Origin of the sequence: Sinanaerobacter chloroacetimidivorans, assembly GCF_018128545.1 — a bacterium.
Taxonomy (GTDB): domain Bacteria; phylum Bacillota; class Clostridia; order Peptostreptococcales; family Anaerovoracaceae; genus Sinanaerobacter; species Sinanaerobacter chloroacetimidivorans.
Map to the genome: position 1 here is coordinate 1 of NZ_JAGSND010000041.1, position 4,982 is coordinate 4,982.

Annotated in this window: 1 tRNA gene and 2 rRNA genes; all 3 read right to left on the reverse strand. The window is 50.3% G+C overall.

Annotated features, from left to right (window positions below):
* Nucleotides 1-51 precede the first annotated feature (51 nt).
* A 23S ribosomal RNA gene (locus KCX82_RS22675) occupies nt 52-2,946 on the reverse strand.
* Nucleotides 2,947-3,315: 369 nt separating this feature from the next.
* Nucleotides 3,316-3,392 (reverse strand) — tRNA-Ile (locus KCX82_RS22680).
* A 38-nt stretch (nt 3,393-3,430) separates the two neighbouring features.
* Nucleotides 3,431-4,950 (reverse strand): 16S ribosomal RNA (locus tag KCX82_RS22685).
* The 16S and 23S rRNA genes sit together here with 1 tRNA gene alongside, the layout of an rRNA operon.
* Nucleotides 4,951-4,982: the final 32 nt, after the last annotated feature.

Here is a 4,982-nt window from a genome sequence, read left to right on the forward strand (position 1 = left end):
TGTACCCTCAAAACCGAACAATGTCAAAATATCTATTCTTACTTGAAACCATTGGTCAAGCGTTCGACCTATTAGTATCGGTCAGCTGAACACATTACTGTGCTTACACCTCCGACCTATCAACGTGATAGTCTCTCACGGGTCTTACCATTTCTGGAGGAAATCTCTTCTTGTGGGGGGCTTCGCACTTAGATGCTTTCAGCGCTTATCCCGTCCATACATAGCTACCCAGCCATGCCCTTGGCAGAACAACTGGTACACCAGAGGTATGTCCATCCCGGTCCTCTCGTACTAAGGACAGCTCCACTCAAATTTCCAACGCCCACAGCGGATAGGGACCGAACTGTCTCACGACGTTCTGAACCCAGCTCGCGTACCTCTTTAATGGGCGAACAGCCCAACCCTTGGGACCTACTTCAGCCCCAGGATGAGACGAGCCGACATCGAGGTGCCAAACACCCCCGTCGATGTGGACTCTTGGGGGGTATAAGCCTGTTATCCCCGGGGTAGCTTTTATCCGTTGAGCGATGGCCCTTCCACTCGGAACCACCGGATCACTAAGCCCGACTTTCGTCCCTGCTCGACCTGTTTGTCTCGCAGTCAAGCTCCCTTTTGCCTTTACACTCTTCGCGCGATTTCCGACCGCGCTGAGGGAACCTTTGGGCGCCTCCGTTACTCTTTAGGAGGCGACCGCCCCAGTCAAACTGCCCGCCTGACACTGTCCCAGTACTGGATAACAGTACGTGGTTAGAACTTCAACGTTACAAGAGTGGTATCCCAACGGTGACTCCACCAAAACTGGCGTCCTGGCTTCTTAGTCTCCCACCTATCCTGTACATGCAACGCCGAAATCCAATATCAAGCTGCAGTAAAGCTCCACGGGGTCTTTCCGTCCTGCTGCGGGTAACCGGCATCTTTACCGGTACTACAATTTCACCGAGTCTATTGTTGAGACAGTGCCCAGATCGTTACGCCTTTCGTGCGGGTCGGAACTTACCCGACAAGGAATTTCGCTACCTTAGGACCGTTATAGTTACGGCCGCCGTTTACTGGGGCTTAAGTTCATGCCTTCGATTGCTCTAAGCAGTCCCCTTAACCTTCCAGCACCGGGCAGGCGTCAGCCCCTATACATCAGCTTTCGCTTTAGCAGAGACCTGTGTTTTTGGTAAACAGTCGCCTGGGCCTTTTCACTGCGGCCAGCTTGCGCTGGCACCCCTTCTCCCGAAGTTACGGGGTTATTTTGCCGAGTTCCTTAACAATAGTTCTCTCGCTCACCTTAGGATTCTCTCCTCATCTACCTGTGTCGGTTTGCGGTACGGGCACCTACAATCTCGCTAGCGGCTTTTCTTGACAGCGTGAAATCAGCTGCTTCGGTACTTTAATTTCCCTCCCCATCACGCCTCAGAATTGATCAAGCGGATTTGCCTACCTGATCTCCCTCGACGCTTAGACGCACTCAACCAACGGTGCGCTCAGCTTATCCTTCTGTGTCCCCACATCGCTCAAACGATTTTCGGTGGTACTGGAATCTCAACCAGTTGTCCATCGCCTACGACCTTCGTCCTCGGCTTAGGTCCCGACTTACCCTGAGTGGACGAACCTTCCTCAGGAAACCTTAGATTTTCGGTGGGCAGGATTCTCACCTGCCTTACGCTACTCATGCCAACATTCTCTCTCGTATACAGTCCAGCATACCTTACAATACACCTTCTGCCCATATACGATGCTCCTCTACCAATGATTCGTTAGAATCATTCCAAAGCTTCGGTAGTAAGTTTTAGCCCCGTTTATCTTCGGCGCAGAGCCACTCGACTAGTGAGCTATTACGCACTCTTTAAATGAGTGGCTGCTTCTAAGCCAACATCCTAGTTGTCTATGCAGCTCCACATCCTTTTCCACTTAACTTACATTTTGGGACCTTAGCTGTTGGTCTGGGCTGTTTCCCTTTCGACTATGAAACTTATCTCACACAGTCTGACTCCCAGTAAACAATATCTCGGCATTCGGAGTTTGATAGTTTTCGGTAACCGGTGAAGGCCCCTAGAACATTCAGTGCTCTACCTCCGAGTATCTTTTAACTGAGGCTAGCCCTAAAGCTATTTCGAGGAGAACCAGCTATATCCGGGTTCGATTGGAATTTCACCGCTATCCACACGTCATCCCAGCCTTTTTCAACAGACATGAGTTCGGTCCTCCATATCCTTTTACGGATACTTCAACCTGCACATGGATAGGTCACCCGGTTTCGGGTCTACAGCATGCAACTAATTCGCCCTATTCAGACTCGCTTTCGCTTCGGCTCCGGTGCTTAACACCTTAACCTTGCTGCATACCATAACTCGTTGGCCCGTTCTACAAAAAGTACAAGGTCACTTGCGCTCCCTTTGCTTGTAAGCATAAGGTTTCAGGTTCTATTTCACTCCCCTCCCGGGGTTCTTTTCACCTTTCCCTCACGGTACTATTCTCTATCGGTCACTAGGTAGTATTTAGCCTTGGGGGGTGGGCCCCCCTGCTTCCCACCAGGTTTCACGTGCCTGGTGGTACTCTGGTGCCACTCTACGATTTGTGCATTTCGTCTACAGGACTTTTACCCTCTGCGGTAGAACTTTCCAGTTCTCTTCGACTATACACGCTTCGCGTTTTGAGTGGTCCACAACCCCGGATAAATCCGGTTTGGGCTCTTCCCCGTTCGCTCGCCGCTACTTAGGGAATCGATGTTTCTTTCTCTTCCTCCGGGTACTTAGATGTTTCAGTTCCCCGGGTTACCTCCTCTATACCTATGGATTCAGTATAGGGTACCTGCGCATTACCACAGGTGAGTTTCCTCATTCGGAAATCTGCGGATTATCGGCTGTTTGCGCCTTCCCGCAGCTTATCGCAGCTTGCCACGTCCTTCTTCGGCTCCTAGTGCCAAGGCATTCACCTTATGCTCTTCTTCACTTGACCTAAGTGAATCGCTGACTGCGTTTGTCAGCTATTTATTACTTGTTAACTAACTCGTAATTTTCTGGTTTCTCGGTAAATTAATTTTGAAATTGTAGTTAAAACCCTTTCACATTATCTTAAAGACTTTGTGCGTCGTAGAATTCTACAAATCAAGATTTGTGAATTCCTGACGTAGCACCTTCTTTACATCTAAAGATGTAGATAGGTGCGTATAGTTTTTTAACTTTTGCTGTGTATCTCTACACAACCTCGATTTCGTTGTTAATTTGTATATTTTGCATTGTTCAGTTTTCAAGGTACACTTCGATTTTTCACCGCCCAATGAGCGGTTACATCGTAGTCTTCATATTTACATACATAGTATGTAAGTGGTGGGCTTGGGAGGACTCGAACCTCCGACCTCACGCTTATCAGGCGTGCGCTCTAACCACCTGAGCTACAAGCCCATATAGAACTCATAGTGCAGAAATTTAAGTCTCCTTAGAAAGGAGGTGATCCAGCCGCACCTTCCGATACGGCTACCTTGTTACGACTTCACCCCAGTCATTGATTTCGCCTTAGGCAGCCTATTAACTGACCGACTTCGGGCGCCCCCAACTTCCATGGTGTGACGGGCGGTGTGTACAAGACCCGGGAACGCATTCACCGCGACATTCTGATTCGCGATTACTAGCAACTCCAACTTCATGTAGGCGAGTTGCAGCCTACAATCCGAACTGGGACTGGTTTTTGAGATTTGCTCCACCTCGCGGTCTCGCTTCTCTTTGTACCAGCCATTGTAGCACGTGTGTAGCCCAGAACATAAGGGGCATGATGATTTGACGTCATCCCCACCTTCCTCCGAGTTATCCCCGGCAGTCTCACTAGAGTGCCCAGCCGAACTGCTGGCAACTAATGACAAGGGTTGCGCTCGTTGCGGGACTTAACCCAACATCTCACGACACGAGCTGACGACAACCATGCACCACCTGTCTCCTCTGCTCCGAAGAGAGATCCCGGTTAAGGGACTGTCAGAGGGATGTCAAGTCCTGGTAAGGTTCTTCGCGTTGCTTCGAATTAAACCACATGCTCCGCTGCTTGTGCGGGTCCCCGTCAATTCCTTTGAGTTTCACACTTGCGTGCGTACTCCCCAGGCGGAGCACTTAATGCGTTAACTGCGGCACCGAAACCTTGCGGCCCCGACACCTAGTGCTCATCGTTTACGGCGTGGACTACCAGGGTATCTAATCCTGTTTGCTCCCCACGCTTTCGTGCCTCAGTGTCAGTTACAGTCCAGAAAGCCGCCTTCGCCACTGGTGTTCCTCCTAATATCTACGCATTTCACCGCTACACTAGGAATTCCGCTTTCCTCTCCTGCACTCAAGTCTTACAGTTCGCAAGGCTTACTATGGTTGAGCCATAGCCTTTCACCCCGCGCTTACAAAACCACCTACGCACTCTTTACGCCCAATAATTCCGGATAACGCTTGCCCCCTACGTATTACCGCGGCTGCTGGCACGTAGTTAGCCGGGGCTTCCTCCAAGGGTACCGTCATTTTTTTCTTCCCCAAGGACAGAGCTTTACGACCCAAAGGCCTTCATCGCTCACGCGGCGTTGCTGCATCAGGCTTTCGCCCATTGTGCAATATTCCCCACTGCTGCCTCCCGTAGGAGTTTGGACCGTGTCTCAGTTCCAATGTGGCCGATTACCCTCTCAGGTCGGCTACTGATCGTTGCCTTGGTGAGCCGTTACCTCACCAACTAGCTAATCAGACGCAGGCCCATCCCATACCGATAAATCTTTGGCGAAGGAAACATGTGAATCCTTCGCATTATGAGGTTTTAATCCCGGTTTCCCGAGGCTATCCCTCTGTATGGGGCAGGTTGCCTACGCGTTACTCACCCGTCCGCCGCTCTCTACATCTTCACTCGACCGAAGTTTCATTCCAATGTATACCGCTCGACTTGCATGTGTTAGGCACGCCGCCAGCGTTCATCCTGAGCCAGGATCAAACTCTTAATAAAATTTGGTATCTAAAGTTCCGAATTTCTTCGGA